The organism is Candidimonas humi (assembly GCF_019166065.1).
Classification (GTDB): Bacteria; Pseudomonadota; Gammaproteobacteria; order Burkholderiales; family Burkholderiaceae_B; genus Candidimonas; species Candidimonas humi.
Genome location: NZ_JAHTBN010000002.1, coordinates 124,482 through 141,503, shown reverse-complemented (window position 1 = coordinate 141,503; position 17,022 = coordinate 124,482). Strand labels below are relative to the sequence as shown.

Below are 17,022 nucleotides of genomic sequence, written 5' to 3'. Positions count from 1 at the left end.
CTTGTAAATCACTACAATTTCGGCCGTTTCAACGCGCCCGCTCGCCGCCGCCTTCCATCGTCGAAGATGAAAAAGAAAAACATCGAGTTCGTCTCCATGCTGTACCTGCGTGGGCCGAACGTGTGGGCGTATCGCCCGGTTATCGAAGCCTGGGTCGATATCGGGGAGCTCGAAGACTACCCCTCCAACACCATTCCCGGGTTCTACGAACGCCTGAGCCAGTGGCTCCCCTCCCTGATCGAGCACCGCTGCAGCGTGGGCGAGCGCGGCGGGTTCCTGCAGCGTTTGCGCGAAGGCACCTGGCCCGGCCACATACTTGAGCATGTGACGCTCGAACTGCAGAGCCTGGCCGGCATGCCCGGCGGCCTGGGCCGCGCTCGCGAGACTTCGGTGCGCGGCGTGTACAAGGTCATCGTGCGCGCCTGGCACGAGCCGCTGACGCGCGCCGCGCTGTATACCGCGCGCGACCTGGTCATGGCTGCCATCGAAGATCAGCCTTACGATGTATCGGCCGCCGTGGAGCGCCTGCGCGAATTGGCGGAGCGGCTCAGCCTGGGGCCGAGCACTGCCTGCATCGTCGATGCCGCCGACGACCGCGACATCCCGGCCATACGCCTGAACGACGCCAACCTCGTGCAACTGGGCTACGGCGCCAACCAGCGCCGCATCTGGACCGCCGAGACCAACCGCACCAGCGCCATTGCCGAAGGCATTTCGCGCGACAAGGACCTGACCAAGCGCTTGCTGGAAGACTGCGGCGTGCCGGTGCCCGAGGGCCGTATGGTCGACAGCGCCGAAGATGCCTGGGACGCGGCGCAGTCCATAGGCCTGCCAGTGGTGGTCAAGCCCTGCGACGGCAATCACGGCCGCGGTGTGTTTACCAACCTGGCCACGCAAGCGGAAGTGGAGACGGCCTACGGCATCGCCGTGGACGAAGGCAGCGGCGTGATGGTCGAGCGTTTCGTGGAGGGCGACGAACACCGCCTGCTGGTGGTGGGTGGACGCCTGGTCGCCGCCGCGCGCGGCGACATCGCCTCGGTGGTGGGCGACGGCGCGAGCACGGTGCGCGAGCTGGTCGAGAGCCAGATCAATTCCGATCCGCGCCGCGGCCGCGACGAGGAATCGCCGCTGAACCCCATACGCCTGGATTCGGCCGCGCGCCTCGAACTGGCGCGCCAGGGCCTGGAAGGCGACTCGGTGCCGGCCGCCGGGAGAACCGTGCTGATCCAGCGCAACGGCAATGTGTCGATCGACGTCACCGCCTCGGTGCATCCCAGCACGGCGCGGACGGTGGCGCTGGCCGCGAAGATCGTCGGGCTGGACATTGCCGGCGTCGACCTGGTGGCGTGCGACATCTCGGCGCCGCTCGCCGAGCAGCGCGGCGCCGTGGTGGAAGTCAATGCCGGCCCCGGGCTGCTCATGCACCTGAAGCCGGCCTGCGGCACGCCGCAGCCGGTCGGCCAGGCCATCGTGGACCATCTGTTCCCGCAAGGCGACAGCGGCCGCATCCCCGTGGTCGGCATCAGCGGCAGCCGCGGCAAGACCGCGGTGGCGCTGCGGGTGGCGCATATGCTGCAACTGGCGGGCCGCTATGTCGGCGCGGCCACGAGCGCCGGGCTGATGCTGGGCCGCCGCTATGTCGAAACCGCCGATTGCGCCAATTGGCAGTCGGGACAGCGAATCTTGCTGAACCGCGCGGTGCAGGCCGCGGTGATAGAAAACGGCCTGCGCGCCATCGTCACCGAGGGCCTGGCCTACGATCGCTGCGCGGTCGGCGTGGTGACGAACCTGGATACGGCTGCGCTGCTGCCCGAATACTACATAGAAACGCAGGAACAGCTCACGAATGTGCTGCGCACCCAGATCGACGTAGTGCTGCCGGACGGAGTGGCGGTGCTCAATGCCGACGATCCCCTGGTGTGCGAAATGGCGCCGCTGTGCGATGGCAGCGTGGTGTTCTTCGGCATGAGCCTCGACGCTCCGGCCGTGGCCGCCCACCTGGTCGCGGGCGGCAGGGCCGTGTCGCTGCGCGATGGCCATATCGTGCTGGCGCAGGGCGCCGAGCTGACCGAGCTGGCTCCCCTGGCGGCGGCGGGCCCGGTGCCCGAGGGCGAGTCTGCCGGGCGCTTGTACGAGATCCTGGCCGCCACAGGCGCGGCCTGGTCGCTGGGCGTATCGCCGGAACTGATGCGCGCGGGTGTCGAAACCTATGGCGCGCAAGGCGCCGAGCCGGCCCTGGCCACTGCGCCGCTGGCTTAGGGTTTGATATGAGAGTCGTCAAATAATGGAAGTATCGCGAGTCCGGGCGCTGCGCGGCCCCAATCTGTGGTGCCGGCAGACCGTCATCGAAGCCATTGTGTCCTGCTCCGGGGCCGAGTTGAGCCCGGCCGATATGGACGCCTTCGCGGTCAGGCTGCGCGCGCGGCTGCCCGATGTCGACGTGCTGGAACCCGCTGCGCTGGCCCATGCCGACTCGATGGCGCATGCCCTGGCTTATGCGGCGCTGCGGCTGCAGACGCATGCCGGCTGTCCCGTGGCGTTCAGCCGCAGTTCGCCGACCGTCGAGCCCGGCGTCTACCAGGTGGTGGTCGAATACAGCGAAGAAGATGTGGGCCGGCTGGCCTTCGACCTGGCGCAGGAGCTGTGCGCCGCCGCGATGCGCGACGAGCCTTTCGACATGGCCGGCGCCCTGGCCCGCCTGTCCGAATTGAATGAAGACTTGCGCCTGGGGCCGAGCACCGGTTCCATCGTGCAGGCCGCGCTCAAGCGCAACATCCCCTACCGCCGCCTGACCGAAGGCAGCCTGGTGCAGTTCGGCTGGGGCAGCCGGCAGCGGCGCATCCAGGCGGCCGAGACCGACAACAGCAGCGCCATCGCCGAGGCCATTGCCCAGGATAAAGAGCTGACCAAGTCGCTGCTCGCCGCGGCCGGCGTGCCCGTGCCGCAAGGACGCTGCGTCGACGACGCGCAGGCCGCCTGCGAGGTTGCCGCCGAGCTCGGCGGGCCGGTGGTGGTCAAGCCGCGCGACGGCAACCAGGGCAAGGGCGTGGCCGTGAATGTACAAGGCCGCGAGCAGGTCATGGCGGCCTACGAAGTGGCCGCCACCCGCGGCTCGGGCGTGATCGTCGAACGCTATTGCCCGGGGCGCGATTTCCGCCTGTTGGTAGTGGGCGACCGCCTGGTCGCGGCGGCGCGCCGCGATCCGCCGCAAGTGGTGGGCGACGGCGTGCGCCGCATCGCCGAACTGGTGGACGCGGTCAATGCCGATCCGCTGCGCGGCGACGGGCACGGCACTTCGCTCACGCGCATACGGCTGGACGGCATCGCCTTGAATACCCTGGCCTCCCAGGGCTACAGCCCCGATTCGATCCCCGAGAAGGGCGCCCTGGTGGTGTTGCGCAACAATGCCAATCTCAGCACCGGCGGCACCGCCACCGACGTCACCGACCATGTGCATCCCGATGTGGCGGCAAACGCCGTGGCCGCCGCGCAGATGGTCGGCCTGGACGTATGCGGCATCGACCTGGTGGGGCAGAACGTCTACGAACCGTTGAACCGCCAGCAGGCCTGCATCGTCGAAGTCAACGCCGCCCCCGGGCTGCGCATGCACCTGAGCCCCTCGTTCGGCAAAGGCCGCGACGTGGGCGAGGCCATCGTCGACAGCATGTTCGTACCCGGCGAAGACGGCCGCATCCCGCTCGTCGCGGTGGCCGGCACTAATGGCAAGACCACCACCGTGCGCCTGGCCGCGCACCTGATCGCGGGCACCGGGTTGCGCGTCGGCATGACCAATTCCGATGGCGTCTACATAGACGGCGACCGCATCGACAGCGGCGACTGCAGCGGCCCGCGCAGCGCGCGCAACGTGCTCATGCATCCCGACGTGGACGCCGCGGTGCTCGAGACCGCCCGTGGCGGCATATTGCGCGAGGGCCTGGGCTTCGACCGCTGCGATGTCGCCGTGGTCACCAATGTCGGCACCGGCGATCACCTCGGGCTGAATTTCATCAGCACCGTCGAAGACCTCGCCATCGTCAAGCGCGTCATCGTCGAGAACGTCGCGCCCGACGGTATGGCGGTGCTCAACGCCGCCGACCCCATTGTCGCGGCCATGGCCGAGAATTGCCCGGGCTCCATCACCTACTTCGCGCAAGACCGCCAGCATCCGATATTGGCCGCGCACCGCGCCCAGGGCCGGCGCGTGGCCTACGTCGCAAACGGCGACATCGTGCTGGCCGAAGGCGCGTCCGAATGGCGTTTCCCATTGGCCCGGATTCCCCTGACGCGCGGCGGCACCATCGGCTTCCAGGTCGACAACGCCATGGCGGCGGCCGCGGCGGCCTGGGCCGTGGGCATAACCGAGGCCGACATCCGCTCGGGCCTGGCTTCCTTCGTCAACGACGCGGCGACCGCGCCGGGCCGCTTCAATGTGTTTTCATACCGCGGCGCCACCATCGTCGCCGACTACGGCCATAATCCGGACGCCATCACGGCCCTGGTGCAGGCCGTGGAGAGCATGCCCGCCACGCGGCGCAGCGTGGTGATCAGCGGCGCTGGCGACCGCCGCGACATCGACATCCGGCGCCAGACCGAAATCCTCGGCGACGCCTTCGATCAGGTAGTGCTGTACCAGGACATGTGCCAGCGCGGCCGCGCCGACGGCGAGGTGCTGGCGCTGCTGCGCCAGGGCCTGCAACGGGCCCGCCGCGCCACGGAGATCAGCGAAATCCACGGCGAGTTCCTGGCCATAGACACGGCGCTGGACAGCTTGCGGGAAGGCGAACTGTGCCTGGTGCTGATCGACCAGGTCGAAGAGGCCCTGGCGCATATTGCGCGGCGCGTAGAGGCTGCGTGAAGGCTGGCATTGTGACGGAGGGTATGGCATTGTCTATATCTTTGAGACGATGCCATTGTTCCGGAGAATTCCATGCTTATCAGCGAAGAAATCACTCTGAGAAAGCTGGAAATATTTCTGGCGTTCATGCAATACGGAAATCTCGGCGAAGCGGCGCATGCGACCGATAACAGTACCGTAAGCGTACATCGGGCGCTGCATTCGCTAGAGAGCGGCCTGCGGTGTCCGCTGTTCAAACGCCAGGGGCGAATGCTCGTGCCCTTGTCCACCGCTTATGTTTTTGCGGAGCACGCTGCGAAGGTCGTTAGCGAATGCAGCCTCGGAATTGAAAAAACACAGGAGGCTGCGGGATTCAAGGCTACTCGGCTTGTGATCGGCAGCGCATACTCCCTGACGGTCCGGACTATTCCCCAGTTGCTGTTCGGCCTCAAGTCGCGGCGCCCGCAACTGGGCCTGGATCTGAATCTGGGGTCCACAAGAGAGCTGGCCGAAAAGTTGCGCAAGGGCGATATATCTGTCGCATTGGTTGCGACGGTCAGCGACGAAGCGTTCAGTGATGATTTCGTAAGCCTGGAACTTTTTACCGACGAAGTGTGTTTCGCTGCTCCGTTGAATTCCCGCTATTCCGATCGCGACGAGATCGACCTCGACAAGGCGAAGGCGGAAAAATTCGTCTCGCTCAATCAGGACTTTCACACTGTTCAGAGCCAAAAAGCGATCTTCCATATGGCCGGCTTTGATCCCAATGTCGTCATGAGGGCTGCCAACCTCTTTGCACTCGCCAACCTCGTTGCGGATGGGATCGGCTTTGGCTTGCTGCCGCGCCGTGTAGCGCTATTTACATCCAAGGTGCAGCTGATCCCCTTAAGTGCCAAGTACCGGACTTGGCAGAAGATCGTTCTGCTGATCCCGAAACTCAGGGAACGCGATCCGAACTTGCTCGCCATTGCAGCCGAGTGCCGCTTGATTCAGCATTGAAGCATCCCCGGAGAAACTGCGGCTGCAATGAAACGCTGGCGCTTGATGGCCAAGAGTTGCTATTCGCTTTTTATTCCAGCCATGCGCACCACCTCGGTCCAATGTGCGATATCGGTCGTCATGCGTTGTTTTGCTTCTGCAGGAGTGTCGCCCAGCGCTTGCATACCCTGGTTGCGCAGCCATTGAACCATGTCGGGCTCATGCAGGATGGCCACTAAGTTGGCGTTGAGATAGTCGACGACCGCTGTCGGCGTCTTTGCCGGCACGAAGAACATATGCCAGATGCTTGCGTCGTAGTGCGACAGGCCTGGAATGCCGCTTTCGGAGACACTGGGCAGATCGGGCCAGATGGGGCTGCGCTTTGCCGTAGTCACCGCCAGTGCGCGCAGCTTATTGCCGTTTTTTGCATAGAACAAGGCGACAGGAATCGGGTTGAACAGCACCTGGATGTCGTCCGCGACGGCTGCAATGACGCTCTGGCTGCTGCCTTTGTATGGAATGTGTTCCATCCTGATGCCTGCTGCCAATTCGAACTGCGCGGTTGCCATATGCAGGGATGAGCCCAGGCCGGAGGATCCATAGTTCAGCTTGCCGGGGTGGGCTTTTGCGTAGGCCACCAACTGTGCGATATTTTTGGCTGGCAGCTTCGGATTGACCAGCACCACCAATGGAGAAATCTCCATGGTCGTTACAGGCGTGAAGTCCCGCAGTGCGTTGTAACCGAGGTGCTTCTTGACCACGGGGTCGATGGACATCGATGAAGAATTGAGCAAAATGGTGGTGCCGTCGGGTTCGGCATGCGCCACGTATGCACTACCGAGTTCGCCTGCCGCCCCCGGCTTGTCTTCCACGATGATGCTTCTATGGATACGCTTGCCCAGGCGCTCGGCGATCTGTCGCCCCATGACGTCCGCAGGGCCTCCTGCGGGGTACGGGATTACCAGGCGCAGGGGTTGGGTGCCAGGAATAGGGCCGTCGGCGGCGTGCGCCAGGAAAGTGAAAACGCATGCTGTGCCTAAGGCCATTAGACGAGGTATGAGAAATGGCATGAAGTGTCTCCGTAATTGTCGTGCGGTTTCAGGAAGCGACGCTTGCGCCGCGTAACTCGTTGGTACGACGGAGCGCCTCCGCCACCATGAATCTCAGGTCGCTGTCCGTTGTCACGAATCGGCCGCCCGCCTCGATAAAGGATCGTTGCCGAGGCCCGTTGCGGTCGCCGCCGCTGCCGGGGAATTTATTGCCGGCGGCCCGGCAGGCTTTAATGAGGCGCACATTGATTTCGCGCAGCTCCGGGCCGTCAAACTGCCCAGGAATACCTAGATCCATCAACAGGTCGTTGCAACCCAGGTGCACCACGTCGACGCCTTCGACCGCGGCAATCTCTTCAAGATTGGAGAGCCCTTCCGCGGATTCGATCATGCAGACCACCAGGGTCTCGTTATTGAGCGCCTGCGCCGCGATCGAGACGGGTAGGGGTTCGTATCCTAGCGCGACATAACCCACTGTGACCGATCGCGTACCCACCGGAACGAACTTGCATCGTTCGACAATCCGCCGCGCTTGGGCGGCGGTGCGTACGTCCGGAAGAATGACGCCCATAATGCCGGCATCCAAGAGCCGGATCGCGTCGGCATATTCGACATCCGGAATGCGCACCAGCGGGGTTACGCCAAAGCCATAGCAAGCCAGCGATATTTCCACAGCCGTTGCCACGTCCATGCCCGAATGCTGCAGATCGATCATGACCCAGTCATGGCCGCTGGCCCTGGCGGCCCCGGCGACTTCGCCGCTGCGGCCGAGCCTTAGCTGCATTCCCAACGCCGGCTCGCCCGCACGCATGCGTTTGAGCGCCTGATTTTCAACAATGGCCATTGTGGTCCTTCGATAACGGTGGAGGGCTGGTATTCAATCTCGGGCAGGGAGTTTCGTGTTGGCTCGCGCCTGCGCCGCCCCCGATATGGCACGCTGCATCAAATCTGTCTCCCTCTCATGCAGTTCTTTCAGCCGCGTCAGGCCGTAATAGTCCGGCAGTGGGATGAGGTGTTCTCGGACATCGGCGACGCCTTGTGCAGACTTGAGTGCACGAAGCATGGCCGTCACCCCGTGCGCGGCGGCGAACAGCGCGATGGATGGCAAGGTTGCGGCTGCGGCTCCCGCCTGCCGAAGCGCTTCGAAGCTCAGTCCAGTCTCACCGGCCGCTTGCGACAGGGTTGCGAAGTGCGGGCCGGGAACCGTCCGGCACACTTTGCAAATGCCCATGTAAGAGTCGATACCCTGGGGTTTGGCCATGTCTACGCCAGCTTCCATGAATTGCAGGCATCGTTCGATAGCGGCGCTCTCGCCTTCAATCGAGAAGATATCGGTGCGGGCGCAAATCACGAGGCTGGAGTCGCGTCGCGCGTCGAGGGCGGCGTGGATTCGCGCCATCATTTCTTCTATTGGCACTACTGCTTTCCCAGGCAGGTAGCCGCAGCGATTCGGGAAAACCTGGTCGTTCAGAAAAATTCCCGCCACCCCGGCGTCTTCGAATGCGCGGACGGCTTGGCGTATATTGTGGACGCCACCGAATCCGGTGTCCGCGTCGGCATAGACCGGAATCTCGACGGCTGCGCAGATGCGGGCATAGTGGTCTGCGAGATCGCGCATATTGGATTGGCCCATGTCCGCCTGGCCCAGCAGGCTGCCGACTGCGGCGTATCCTCCGGCAACCATGGCGGAAAATCCCGCCGCTTCGATCATGCGGGCCGAAAGCGCGTCATATGCGCCCGGCAGCAACAATAGCTCGGGGGCGTTGATCAAAGCACGGAATTGCTGGCGTTGCGTGGACACGGTCACCCTAATCAAAGATTCATACTGTGCGGATGAATACGATGATAGGTACCGACCTCAAGCGTATCAATAAAGCTAGTGCCGCAATCGTTACGCGTATTGAAATGATTCGGGGGCGGGAGGTAGCGACGCCTTCGACGAAGTGGTGCTGCGCCAGGACATGTGCCAGCGCGGCCGCGCTGACGGCGAGGTGCTGGCCTTACTGAGCCAGGGCCTGCAACCTTCAACGAGCCGCCGAAGGTTCCTGCGCCAGCAGGGCGAAGATTTCCTCGAGATCTTCGGCCGACAGGTCGCGCGCGATCACTACCAGTGCGCCGCGCAGTGCGGGCGGCACGCTGTCGTCGGGCAAGGCCTTGGGCGGACTGAACAGGTGGTGCACGGCATGTATGGCGTAGACGTGGCCGTCTTCCATGACCAGAGTGCCCTTGAGCCGCAGCAGGCGCTCGCCCAGCGTGCGCTGCATGGCGTCTACCCAGCGCGCATACTGGGGCCAGCTGACGGCTTGGCCGGTGTGCAGAGTGAAGCTGCCGATGCCATAGCGCAGCAGGTGCGAGAATCTGTCGGAGCGGGGGCGAGGAGTTTCCTGTGCCGCGGGCAGCGCGTGCGCCTGCAGCCCTTCGATTGCTGCGCTCGCTGCGTCGTCGGGCCGTTCCCCGGGGGACTGCACCGCCCGCGCGTGAGGATTGCGGCGCGCTACTTCTTCAAGCACCGCTTGTACCTGCGCGGCCCCGGCCACGTCGGTCTTGGTGACCACGACGCGGTCGGCCAGGGCGAGCTGGGTGGCTGCTTCCTTGTACGAGGCCAGTGCGGCGAGGCCATGCACGGCGTCCATTGTTGCGACGACACCGGCGAATTCATAGTGGGCCGCCACGGAAGGATCCGCGGCCAGGGTATTGACCAGCGGCGCCGGGTCGGCCAGGCCGGAGGTTTCCACGATTACGCGCTGAAATGCGGGAATCTCTCCCCGCAACCGGCGGTAGTAGAGATCTTCCAGGCTGTCCTGCAGCGGGCTGTTCATCGCGCAGCACAGGCATCCGGAGTCCAGCAGCACGACGTCACGATCGTCGGATTTTTCCAGCAGCACGTGGTCCAGCCCGACTTCACCGAATTCGTTGATGATGACTGCGGTGTCGGCAAAGGCGGGGTGGTGTATCCAGCGGGCCAGCAGCGTGGTCTTGCCGCTGCCCAGGAATCCGGTCAGCAGAATGACCGGCATCCGGCCGGCCGCTGTTTGCGCTTGGGCAAGCGGGTGCGGCACGTCGGCCTCAGGCCTGCCGCACCGGCAGGTCCTCCAGGTACTGTTCGACTTCGCAAGAGGGAATTACGTCGGCATACTTGCAGTTCAAGTCGAACAAGTTGATTGCGTGGCTGGCCTGGAACCTGTCGAAGGCGGCTTCTTCGGGGATGATTACCTTGAAGTTGTAGGAATAGGCGTCCACTGCCGTAGCCCGCAGGCAGCCCGAAGAGGTGCAGCCCACCAGGATCAAGGTGTCCACGTCGAGGAAGTTGAGGTGGCTCATGAAGATGGTGCCGAAGAAGCACGACGGCTTCTGCTTGGAGATGCGGATGTCTTGCGGTCGCGGGGCCAGCGGCTCGACCGTCTGGGTCGCATGGGTATGAGCGATCACGGTCTTCTCCTGGCCGCGATGGTTCTTGCCTACCTGGACTCCGCTGTCCATGAGATCGGGCCGCCGTCCGCTTTCCGTGTAGAACACGGGAATGTTCTTGTCGCGGGCCAGTTTCAACAGCGGCACCATGTGTTCGACCGCAGCCCAGGCTTCCTTGCCGCAGTGGGTGCGGTATTGCTTGAGGCCTTCGAGGATTTCCTGCGGAGTATCGCCGCAGAAGTTGTATTGGACGTCTATGATGAACAGTGCCGGCCGCTTGCCGAAGCCGCCGCGTTTGCCGTAGCCGGCAACCTTCAGCACTTCTTTGTCGCGGTCGGTGAGGAAGTCGTCCCAGATGCGTTTCGTATCGCTCATTGTCATGTTCCCTATGGGGTGTAGTGGGGGATATCAGGATGCGGCATCGGACTGCGCGCGCCGCAGGTAGCGGCCGCCGGGATAGGTGCGCGCCTCGTCGGTGATGCGGCCATCCTGCATGACGCAGCGGCCGCGCACCAGCGTACGCACCGGCCAGCCTTTGATCTTCATGCCCTCATAGGGCGAATAGTCGGCGTGGGATTCCAGCGTCGCCGGGTCCACTACCTTTTCCAGGTCCGGGTCGACGACCAGCAGGTCGGCGTCCTTGCCGACTTCGATGCCGCCCTTGGACGGAAGGTTGTAGATGCGCGCGGAGTTCGCCGCGCACAGTTCGACGATGCGCGCCAGCGGAACCTGGCGGCGATGGTAGCCTTCGTGCAGCATCAGCGGCAGGATCATGCCGGTGCCCGGAAAGCCGTTGCTGGCGGCCCAGATCGTCTTGTCCTTGGTGGCGCGCTTGCGTGGCACATGGTCCGATCCGATGGTGGTGATGGAGCCGTCCAGCACGCCTTCCCACATGGCCTCGACATCGTCCTGGCTGCGGACTGGGGGATTGACCTTGGCATAGGTGCCCGCCGGCGATTCGTCGTTCAGGAAGAGGTAGTGTGGGCAGCTTTCCACATAGATGGGCGGCCCGTTGCGGCGCAGGCGATGGCGGCGCACTTCGTCCAGCGCTTCGCGACTGCTCAGATGCACGATATTGACCGCCGCTCCGGTCTTCGAGGCGAAATAGCAAACGCGGTGGACGTTCTCCGCCTCGAGGAAGTCGGGGCTCTGCTGGTTCCAGGCTTTGAGGTCGTCGCGGCCCGCGGCGCGCAGCTCGTCGCGCAGCAGCGGGATCACTTCCACATTCTCGCAGTGCACTCCCATGATGGCCCCGGGGATGCGCGCCGCCTGGCGCAGCGCCGCATACAGCAGCCCGTCGTCGATGTCGGTGAAGCCTTGGGCCAGCCCGGCCGCACCTTTGTACATCATGTAGAGCTTGTAGGACGATACGCCGAAGCGGGCGGATATTTCCTCCAGGGTCTGCACATGCAAATGGCTGGTGATGCCGAAATGGAAGCCGAAGTCGATGCAGCTCTGCGTTTCACCGAGTGTGCGCGCCGCGTCGCAGGATTCGCGAATGTCCTTGGACCTGTGGAACGAAAGTACGGTAGTCGTGCCGCCGATGGCGGCTGTGCGCGACTCGGTCTCGAAGTCGGTCTCGGGCGAACCGAAGCCGAAGTGCACATGAGGGTCTATCACGCCCGGCAGCAGCCAGAGGCCTTCGCAGTCCAGGGTTTCGCGCGCCGCCAGGTCGGCGCCGCGGTCGGCGATGACTGCGATGCGGCCGTCGCGCACGCCCAGCGTGGCTTCGGTCAGCCCCTTTCCGGGCAGCATTATCCTTGCGTTGGTGATGAGCAGATCCAGGGTCATGTAGGGTCTCGGTCGTCCGGGATTGAAGAGTCATGCGCGCCGGCCCGCGCCGGTTCGCCGATGAAGCCGCGCAGCACGCTCTGGGGAATGCCGCCGTCGGCCATCAGGCGGCGTTCGGCTTCGGTGAGCACTTGCGGCACGGCGAGGAAGTCCACGGTGGTGCCATCGTCGCGACGGGCGCGCACCTGGACCTGGCCGTCGCCTTCGACGGCCTGCTCGATCCGTTCGAAGGAAAATGTCTCGGAGCCGGTCAGGCCCAGCTGGCGCCAGCCTTGGCCGGGCAGGAAGGCCAGCGGCAGCACCCCCAGCCCGACCAGGTTGGCGCGGTGGATGCGCTCGAACGACTCGGCCAGCACTGCGCGAACCCCCAGCAACTGCGATCCCTTGGCGGCCCAGTCGCGGCTGCTGCCTGTACCGTATTCCTTGCCTGCCAGGATGATCGTGCCATGGCCCTCGCGCCGATAGGCGAGCGCAGCATCGAATATGGTCATCTGTTCCCCATCGGGGAAGTGGCGCGTATAGCCGCCTTCGGTTTCGGGCAGCAGTGAATTCTTGATGCGGATATTGGCGAAGGTGGCGCGGGTCATGACCTCGAAGTTGCAGCGCCGCGCCACATACGAATTGAAGTCCCGCGGCGCGATGCCGGCATCCAGCAGGTATTGCCCCGCCGGGGTCTCGGCCGGGATTTCACCGCCCGGCGAGATGTGGTCGGTGGTCAGCGAATCGCCGAAAGCGGCCAGCACGCGCGCCTCGCGCAGGTCGGTTGCGAGTCTTGCCAAGGCCTTGCCGTCCGGCGTGCCGTGGAAGAACGGCGGTTCGACCAGGTAGTGGGAATCGGGATCCCAGGGAAAGCACAGTCCGGTGGGGGCCTGCAGGGTTTGCCACATTTCGGCGTCGAAGTTGTCCGGGTCGTACACGGCCTGGAACAGCGCGCGCTGCTGTGCCAGCGGCAGCAGGGCCTCGATCTCCGACGTAGCGGGCCACAGCTCGCGCAGATAGACGGGCTGGCCGGCGGCATCAGTGCCCAGGGGTTCGCGCTCGAAATCGATGTCGATGCGCCCGGCCAGGGCATAGGCGACGACCATGGGCGGCGAACCGATATAGTTGGCGCGGATCATCTTGTGGATGCGGCCCTCGAAGTTGCGGTTGCCCGACAAGGCCGCCGCGACTACCAGCCCGCGCCGCTCGATTTCGTCCGCCACGGCGGGATCCAGCGGGCCGGATTTGCCGCCGCAGGTGGTGCAGCCGTAGCCGATAGTGTGGAAACCCAGGGCTTGCAGCGCGGGCGACAGGCCGGCCTCGTCCAGATAACGCGTCACCGCGCGCGAACCGGGCGCGAGCGAAGTCTTGACCCAGGCGGCGCTGTGCAGGCCGCGCTCGACTGCCTTGCGCGCCAGCAGGCCCGCAGCCAGCATCACATAGGGATTGGAGGTATTGGTGCAGGACGTGATGGCGGCCAGCACTACAGAGCCGTGCTGCAGTTGCCCGGCGTCGCTTTGCGCGATGCCGGCGGAGCCGGAGTTTGCCGAGCCAGGCGCGCCGTCGGCATCGGCCGCAAAGCCTCCCTTCGCGCGCGGCCGATACAGCCGGGAGTGAAAATCGGTGGCGATTGTGTCCACGGGCAGGCGGTCCTGCGGCCGGCTCGGGCCCGCCATGCTGGGCATGGCCTGGGACAGGTCGATGTCGACGACGCGCGTGTATTGCGGCTGGACGTCGTCCGCGCCGCGGTACAGGCTATTGGCGCGGCAGTAGGCTTGAACCAACTCGATGCGTTCTTGCGGACGCCCTGTCAGGCTCAGATAGTCCAGGGTCTGGCCATCGACCGGGAAGAAGCCACAGGTGGCGCCGTATTCCGGGGCCATGTTGGCGATGGTGGCCCGCTCGGCGACCGCCAGGTGCGCCACGGCGGGCCCGAAGAATTCCACCATGCAGCCGGTTACGCCGGCCTTGCGCAGCAGTTGGGTGATAAGCAGCGCCGCGTCGGTGGTAAGCGCCGGGGCCTGGATCCGGCCGCTAAGGCGCACGCCCACGACCTCGGGCACGGGGAATGTATAGGCTTTGCCCAGCATGGAGGCTTCGGCGTCTATGCCGCCCACGCCCCAGCCCAGTACGCCCAGCGAGTTGACCATGGGCGTGTGAGAATCGCCGCCGATGACGAAATCGGGGTATGCCCAGGGGCCGTCCTCGCGCTGCGTGCTGGCCACCACATCGGCCACGTATTCCAGATTGACCTGGTGGATGATGCCGGTGCCCGGCGGAAACACGCGCACTCCGCGGAATGCCTGCTGCGCCCATTTCAGGAAGCGGTAGCGCTCGGCATTGCGCTCGTATTCCCGATGCAGGTTGCGCGCCACCGCATCCGGTCGCGCCCAGTTGTCGACCTGCAGCGAATGGTCGACGATCAGGTCCACGGGAATGTGGCTGTCCACGGCCGAGGGGTCCCCGCCGTGGCGCGCCACGGCGTCGCGCAGGGCGGCGAGATCCTGCAGCACCGGCAGGCCGCTGGAATCCGGCAGTATCACCCGCGCTACGCGCAGGGAGAGGTCGGTGCCGGCCGATTCCCGCCAATTCATCAGGGCCTGGATTTCCGTGTCCGCGACCGCCGCACCCCAGGCGCGGTGGCGGCACAGGTTTTCCAGCAGCACGCGGATGACATAAGGAAATGCGGCGATGTCCCGGCCATGTGCACGGGCCAGCGCGGCAATGTCCGCATAGCGCAGCTCGCGGTCGCGAAATGAGAGAGAGGAGATCATGGTCGTCTATGAGGCCGCGCGGCGCAGATGCCGTCGCCGCGGCCTGTTTCGCATCCTGTATGTAAGCGATGGTTCGAATAGCCATTATTGGCGATGGCTGCTCTAAATGTCAACACTTCGATAAGAATTCATTGAAGTATCGACAGGCCGGCCAGCAATGCGCGGTCGAAGGTTGTCGGGCAGACCGATATGGCGTCGTGACTGTGCAGCGCATTTCTCTACGTACGCCCAGAGGGAAGAGTGTCGAGATCGTGCCGTCGGGATGCTGGTGGGCGGCTAAATCGGATGGGCGGAAAACATGCTGTTGCGTGCTCCGTTCCTGCGCCTGAAAATAGATTGACAATTTCCACTCACCTCTCTAATCTGTTAACACTATGCGAGAAATAGACCCTTCGGCCAACAGTTCCGATACATCGCCCGAGCCTTTGTCGGAGCAGATATTCGGGCGCATGCTCGACGCCATCTATCAGGGGCGCCTGTCCCCGGGCAGCGTCATCAACGAGGTGGCGCTGGCCCAGGAGTTCGGTGTCAGCCGGGGGCCCGTGCGCGAGGCTGTCCGGCGCCTGCAGGGCATTCAATTGGTGACGCGCGAGCCCTATGTAAAGGCGCGTGTCATTTCCCTGTCCGCAAAATCCGCGCTTGAGCTCTTCCAGATGCGCATGGCGCTGGAAGGCGTGGCATGCAATCTCGCCACCCGTCGCATGAGCGACGAGGAAATCGGCATGCTCTCGGCCGAGCTCGAACAGGACCGCCAAAATTACCTGAGCGCTGCGGGCGGCAAGGCCGCGCTGGGGCGGGTATTCGATTTCCACGAGCGCATCGTTCGCGCCAGCGGCAATCAGCGCATCGTCAACGCGCTGTGCGGCGATCTGTACCACTTGCTGCGCATCTATCGCCGCCATTCAGGCACTGTGCTCGAACGCAAGCACGATGCCTATGCCGAGCACTGGCAGATCCTGCGGGCCATCAAGGCGCGCGACGCCGAATTGGCCGAGTCGCTGATGCGCTCGCATATCGAGCGCGCGGCCCAGCACCTGTCGGATCACTTGATCGAGCCCCGGGTCGCGGTGAACCGCAGCGCCTGAGGCTTTCTTCCCGGAGAGAGCAACTTCCATGACCGATATCGATTCCACCACGCCGCGCGGCGCTCGCGGCATGTCGCGCCGGACCTTGTTGCGTGCGGGGGCGGCGATCCCCGCCGTCGCGCTGTCCGCGCGTACGGCCTGGGCCGCGGATTTCCCCTCGCGGCCGGTGCACTTGATCGTGCCGTTTCCGGCCGGCGGGTCTTCCGACTCCCTGGCGCGTATTGCGGCGGCGGCGCTGTCGTCGCAACTAGGCCAATCGGTGGTGGTCGAGAATCGTGGAGGCGCCGGGGGCAATATCGCCGCCGACTATCTGGCGCGCAGTCCCGCCGACGGCTATACCCTGCTCGAGGCCGGCCAGGGCATCATGGCCATCAACCGGGTCTTGTACAAGCATGTGTCGTACGATTCGCGCAAATTCGAATACGTGGGGATGATGGGCGATAACGCCAATGTGTTGCTGGTCAACCCCAAGGCGCTGCCGGTGAACAGTGTGGCCGAGCTGGTGCAGATGGCCAAGGCCGAGCCGGGCAAGATCACCTTCGGTTCCAATGGCATAGGGTCCTTGTCGCATCTGACCGCGGAAGTGTTCCAGACTGCGGCTGGAATCAAATGCCTGCATGTGCCGTACCGCGGGGCGGCGCCCATGGCGACCGATCTGCGGGCCGGCCGCATCGCTTTCTGCTTCACCGGCTCCACCCTGGCGGTGTCCCTGGCCGCTACCGGCGCGTTGCGTGCCCTGGCCGTCACTACCTCGCAGCGCATCGACCAGTTGAAGGATGTGCCGACTTTCGTCGAGCTGGGCTACCCGATGCTGGACGCGCCGTCATGGTGGGCGTTGATGGCCCCGCCCGGTACGCCGGCGCCGGTGCTGGCGGTATTGCGCAATGCCTTCGCCAAGGTGGCCGCCCAGCCCTCGTATCAGCAGACGCTCAGGAAACAGGCGACGCTGCCCGTTACGCTGCCTGTCGACAAGGCCGCTGCATTCTTCGCGCATCAGCGCCAGGTGTGGGAGCAGGCTGTCAAGTCCAGCGGCGCGACCGCGGCCTGAGCCGCGCTACGTCGGCGATGCGTTGTCCGCGGCCCGCGCCAGCGGCGTGCGCCGCGCCTCTTTTTTCGATTTCATC

The 17,022-nt window shown here is 64.7% G+C and carries 11 protein-coding genes and 1 pseudogene; 5 read left to right on the top strand and 7 right to left on the bottom strand.

Annotated elements, in window-relative coordinates; translation table 11 throughout:
* Nucleotides 1-66: 66 nt before the first annotated feature.
* The 3 genes and pseudogenes from KVP10_RS04075 to KVP10_RS04065 all read left to right on the top strand — a co-directional run.
* A pseudogene (locus KVP10_RS04075) lies at nt 67-2,211 on the top strand (cyanophycin synthetase); the annotation flags it as partial.
* A gap of 73 nt (nt 2,212-2,284) precedes the next feature.
* A complete protein-coding gene (gene cphA / locus KVP10_RS04070; protein ID WP_217963204.1) occupies nt 2,285-4,855 on the top strand; it encodes a cyanophycin synthetase in 2,571 nt (856 codons plus the stop codon).
* 72 nt (nt 4,856-4,927) lie between these two features.
* The gene (locus KVP10_RS04065; protein ID WP_217963203.1) at nt 4,928-5,833 is read left to right on the top strand and encodes a LysR substrate-binding domain-containing protein; all 906 of its coding nucleotides are present in this window, start codon (nt 4,928-4,930) and stop codon (nt 5,831-5,833) included.
* A 59-nt stretch (nt 5,834-5,892) separates the two neighbouring features.
* Here KVP10_RS04065 and KVP10_RS04060 read toward each other — a convergent pair whose 3' ends face one another.
* The 7 genes from KVP10_RS04060 to acnA all read right to left on the bottom strand — a co-directional run bounded on the left by KVP10_RS04060 (nt 5,893) and on the right by acnA (nt 14,813).
* A complete protein-coding gene (locus KVP10_RS04060; protein WP_217963202.1) occupies nt 5,893-6,882 on the bottom strand; it encodes a Bug family tripartite tricarboxylate transporter substrate binding protein in 990 nt (329 codons plus the stop codon).
* Between the two features lie 28 nt (nt 6,883-6,910).
* Nucleotides 6,911-7,705 carry an HpcH/HpaI aldolase family protein gene (locus KVP10_RS04055; RefSeq protein WP_217963201.1) on the bottom strand — a complete coding sequence of 265 codons (795 nt, stop codon included), beginning with the start codon at nt 7,703-7,705 and terminating at the stop codon, nt 6,911-6,913.
* 33 nt (nt 7,706-7,738) lie between these two features.
* Nucleotides 7,739-8,662: an isocitrate lyase/PEP mutase family protein gene (locus tag KVP10_RS04050; RefSeq protein ID WP_217963200.1), complete on the bottom strand. Its 924-nt coding sequence runs from the start codon at nt 8,660-8,662 to the stop codon at nt 7,739-7,741.
* Nucleotides 8,663-8,885: 223 nt separating this feature from the next.
* Nucleotides 8,886-9,878: a CobW family GTP-binding protein gene (locus tag KVP10_RS04045; RefSeq protein WP_217963199.1), complete on the bottom strand. Its 993-nt coding sequence runs from the start codon at nt 9,876-9,878 to the stop codon at nt 8,886-8,888.
* Nucleotides 9,879-9,927: 49 nt separating this feature from the next.
* Nucleotides 9,928-10,644 (bottom strand): isochorismatase family protein, encoded by a 717-nt coding sequence (locus KVP10_RS04040; RefSeq protein ID WP_217963198.1) that lies wholly within the window; start codon nt 10,642-10,644, stop codon nt 9,928-9,930.
* A 33-nt stretch (nt 10,645-10,677) separates the two neighbouring features.
* Nucleotides 10,678-12,060, bottom strand: a complete 1,383-nt coding sequence (locus tag KVP10_RS04035; protein WP_217963197.1) for a dihydroorotase — start codon at nt 12,058-12,060, stop codon at nt 10,678-10,680.
* Entirely contained in the window at nt 12,057-14,813 is a 2,757-nt protein-coding gene (acnA, locus tag KVP10_RS04030) for an aconitate hydratase AcnA (protein WP_217963196.1), read from the bottom strand. Before acnA ends, KVP10_RS04035 begins: the two co-directional genes overlap by 4 nt.
* 374 nt (nt 14,814-15,187) lie before the next feature.
* Here acnA and KVP10_RS04025 point away from each other — a divergent pair, with 374 nt between their 5' ends.
* Nucleotides 15,188-15,898 (top strand): GntR family transcriptional regulator, encoded by a 711-nt coding sequence (locus KVP10_RS04025; RefSeq protein ID WP_217963195.1) that lies wholly within the window; start codon nt 15,188-15,190, stop codon nt 15,896-15,898.
* A gap of 28 nt (nt 15,899-15,926) precedes the next feature.
* Nucleotides 15,927-16,946 (top strand): Bug family tripartite tricarboxylate transporter substrate binding protein, encoded by a 1,020-nt coding sequence (locus KVP10_RS04020; protein WP_217963194.1) that lies wholly within the window; start codon nt 15,927-15,929, stop codon nt 16,944-16,946.
* The last annotated feature ends 76 nt before the right edge of the window (nt 16,947-17,022 follow it).

Bases quoted from the DNA above. Each gene is read 5' to 3' on its own strand.
- cphA (WP_217963204.1), top strand. From the start codon at position 2,285: ATGGAAGTATCGCGAGTCCGGGCGCTGCGCGGCCCCAATCTGTGGTGC.
- KVP10_RS04065 (WP_217963203.1), top strand. From the start codon at position 4,928: ATGCTTATCAGCGAAGAAATCACTCTGAGAAAGCTGGAAATATTTCTG.
- KVP10_RS04060 (WP_217963202.1), bottom strand. From the start codon at position 6,882: ATGCCATTTCTCATACCTCGTCTAATGGCCTTAGGCACAGCATGCGTT.
- KVP10_RS04055 (WP_217963201.1), bottom strand. From the start codon at position 7,705: ATGGCCATTGTTGAAAATCAGGCGCTCAAACGCATGCGTGCGGGCGAG.
- KVP10_RS04045 (WP_217963199.1), bottom strand. From the start codon at position 9,878: ATGCCGGTCATTCTGCTGACCGGATTCCTGGGCAGCGGCAAGACCACG.
- KVP10_RS04040 (WP_217963198.1), bottom strand. From the start codon at position 10,644: ATGAGCGATACGAAACGCATCTGGGACGACTTCCTCACCGACCGCGAC.
- KVP10_RS04035 (WP_217963197.1), bottom strand. From the start codon at position 12,060: ATGACCCTGGATCTGCTCATCACCAACGCAAGGATAATGCTGCCCGGA.
- acnA (WP_217963196.1), bottom strand. From the start codon at position 14,813: ATGATCTCCTCTCTCTCATTTCGCGACCGCGAGCTGCGCTATGCGGAC.
- KVP10_RS04025 (WP_217963195.1), top strand. From the start codon at position 15,188: ATGCGAGAAATAGACCCTTCGGCCAACAGTTCCGATACATCGCCCGAG.
- KVP10_RS04020 (WP_217963194.1), top strand. From the start codon at position 15,927: ATGACCGATATCGATTCCACCACGCCGCGCGGCGCTCGCGGCATGTCG.